At 45.1% G+C, this 2,616-nt stretch carries 5 protein-coding genes; all 5 read left to right on the forward strand.

The genetic code is table 11. The annotated features are described in order from the left end of the window. Nucleotides 1–27 precede the first annotated feature (27 nt). Nucleotides 28–303 (forward strand): single-stranded DNA-binding protein, encoded by a 276-nt coding sequence (locus AB6E08_RS22990; protein ID WP_372160318.1) that lies wholly within the window; start codon nt 28–30, stop codon nt 301–303. A gap of 44 nt (nt 304–347) precedes the next feature. After that, nucleotides 348–515, forward strand: coding sequence for a hypothetical protein (locus AB6E08_RS22995; RefSeq protein ID WP_372160320.1), 168 nt, complete (start codon nt 348–350; stop codon nt 513–515). 66 nt (nt 516–581) lie between these two features. Further along, on the forward strand, nt 582–815 hold the full coding sequence (locus tag AB6E08_RS23000; RefSeq protein WP_372067775.1) for an RstC protein: 234 nt from the start codon (nt 582–584) through the stop codon (nt 813–815). Between the two features lie 427 nt (nt 816–1,242). Further along, nucleotides 1,243–1,665 carry a phage protein gene (locus tag AB6E08_RS23005; RefSeq protein ID WP_017102132.1) on the forward strand — a complete coding sequence of 141 codons (423 nt, stop codon included), beginning with the start codon at nt 1,243–1,245 and terminating at the stop codon, nt 1,663–1,665. Between the two features lie 62 nt (nt 1,666–1,727). Continuing rightward, nucleotides 1,728–2,459, forward strand: coding sequence for a hypothetical protein (locus AB6E08_RS23010; protein ID WP_017102028.1), 732 nt, complete (start codon nt 1,728–1,730; stop codon nt 2,457–2,459). Nucleotides 2,460–2,616 lie beyond the last annotated feature (157 nt).

The following is a 2,616-nucleotide window of genomic DNA, read 5'->3' on the forward strand; positions in this document are numbered from 1 at the left end:
ATCGCCCAAACTGGTTAAATTTTAACAGTGACAACTATCCTGCCAGAGGGGGTAAAGGTCACACCTAGAACCATGCCAGGGAAAGACGGTAAGCCACCACGTACGATTTACGAACAAGATGCTTATGCACATCTACAAGGTCGCTTCCCAACACTTACGAAGGTTCAACTGGAAGAAGGTCAACCACCTTATGAAGCCGGATTTTATACCTTTCATAGCTCTTCTTATATCGTTAATAACTTTGGCACTGTGGAGCTAAAGAAGTACGGCAAAATCATCACACCTCTGGAGCTGGATTTATGATTTGGAATTTACCTAAGCGTACCATTCTCTATAAGGGTGGATTTATGATGGTGAGCCGTGAAGATGACCCTAAATATCAATGTACGTCTTGCTATAAATTATTCTGGGATGAGGAAGTCTATATTAGTGGATTCTTATCTAAGATTGAGTGTCCTAATTGCCAATCATCGTTACGAACGCTAACGGAAGAAGAGCCAATTATTACTGATTAAAACAAAGCCCGTAACTGATGAGACAGCTACGGGCTTTAACCACAACCAACTGAAACGGAGTTGATTATGACAGTTAAAGAATACACGCTATCAGACTTAGAATCTAAGCTTAATGAAATCTCTAATATTTCAATCTTCCTTGGTACTGGAGATTGTCCCAAAGAGATAGCTTACAATTTGCATGATCATATTAATGACCAGATTGAAGAGTTACAGGGAATGGTCAGCTTTATGCGAATCTACCCACAGATTCAGGCTCAAGAGCAGCTAGATAGCCTCCAGAAAGAACTTACGCCTTAGTGCGTATTATGTGCGTTATGTAAAATTGGTTTCGGTGTTTATAAGGCAGGTATCTTTATGCGATGCCCTGCCTTTATGTTGTATCGGTACTCTCTGAATTCTACTGTGTATTTAACCAGAGTGGCTATTTACCATAAAATACCTAATAACCAGTGATAAGGCTGTGCGTAAAATCTGAGAGTATTCAGTACCTTAGCAATTGCAGATTTTGCGTACACGCGTGCTATAGACGCTTGAAATTCAAAATGTTTCCACATAAATACGATCATTAATTAGTTTTCGTCCTTCAATTTTGCGTTATACCTAGTTTTCGTCACTGTTCTTTTTTCCGGTTTGACGACAAGTTTCATCGAATTCACCGATGGACATCGTGTTTTGTCATCGAAAAAAGAATTCGACGGATGTTTGATAACTTGAAGGAGATCACATGCTCACTCCCCGTTTTGCCGATCTATTGAATCGCTACTTCGATGACATTCATGAAGCCGCCGCGTATTTTTACGTTCAACCGATCACGATCAAGCGTTGGCTGTCTGGCGCGGTCCCGGTCAATCCACTGGCCGAAAAATTGATGAACATTCACGCCCGTGGCTACTTACCGTTGGATCATCGCTGGAACGGATTTCGAATCAACGTTGACCGTGCGATCCTCATTACCCCCGAAGATCGGGAATTCAATCCCAAGGAATTGCTCAGTTTTGCGTACTGGCGTGACGAGCACCGGCAACTGGTTGAGCGCCACGGCAAAATTGAGTCCCCGAAATACTATCCGGCTAAAGAGCATCCCTTGCCATTTCGTGGCGGTCGTTGCATGCCGCCTAAGCCCTGGATCCCGGCCAAATTCAAATAATGGTGCCATTCAGAGCAACAACCCTCGAGATAAGCTTCTTTAATCTAGGAACGTAAAACGTCATGACAACGATAATAGCCAGCCCGAACATTTTCATCGCGGGTGACGCCATGTGGACTAGCCAAGTCAGCGGTTTGGAAGTCGACTGTGAGACGCGCAAACATATCGTGTGTCTCGAGCAAGTGATTTTTTTTTCGGGTGATGAGCACCCTATTATCCTCGCGCAAGCCGTGCTTCTGGCCCTCATTTCTGACGAGGAATACATTCAATTAGCCCAAGCGCTCGACGAACGCGATGAGATTGGCTTGATTGCGGTAACGGAAAACACCGGTGCGCTGATAGACATGCCCATCGGCAACAACGCGACCACCGGAGAGCTGGTGTTTACTGGCTCTGGGGGCTTCCATGCGGCCACGTTTTATCAAGATCTCGACAGATTATCTTGCCTGTTAACAAGAATAGATACAGCGATGACGATGGCGTTCCACGTCGACGAGCAATCCGGCAACGGGATCCACAAGAAGGTGTGGCCTCAGCGCTACGACAACTTGTGTTATACTGACACCAGTTACCGAGAATACATCGGGGCTAAAATTGAAGAATATCACGAGTTCATCGCCGAATGGGCCTTAATGGAGGGCGACAACATGGCAGCACAACTTCCCCGCTCTACAAATCGCACAGCGCCGGCACCAAACGCGCCCAAAGCGACCCCAGAGCGCATGAAAGCAATACTCGACGCGATAAGAAAAAACCAGAAGAAACAAACTGAGAAACAAGAAGAAAGTGCCTAAAACAGAGGCGCCTGAACAGTACGTAGGTCATGTTCAGGCGCTTGTTATGTGACCTAATTTTTGACAACTATCTTAAGCTTTTTATCTATTAGTGTTACCCCTGCCCCCTCTGGCAGGATAGTTGTCACTGTTAAAATTTAACCAGTTTGGGCGATAA

This window comes from Vibrio sp. 10N.247.310.24 (assembly GCF_041467175.1).
In the GTDB taxonomy this organism is placed as follows: Bacteria; Pseudomonadota; Gammaproteobacteria; order Enterobacterales; family Vibrionaceae; genus Vibrio; species Vibrio tasmaniensis_A.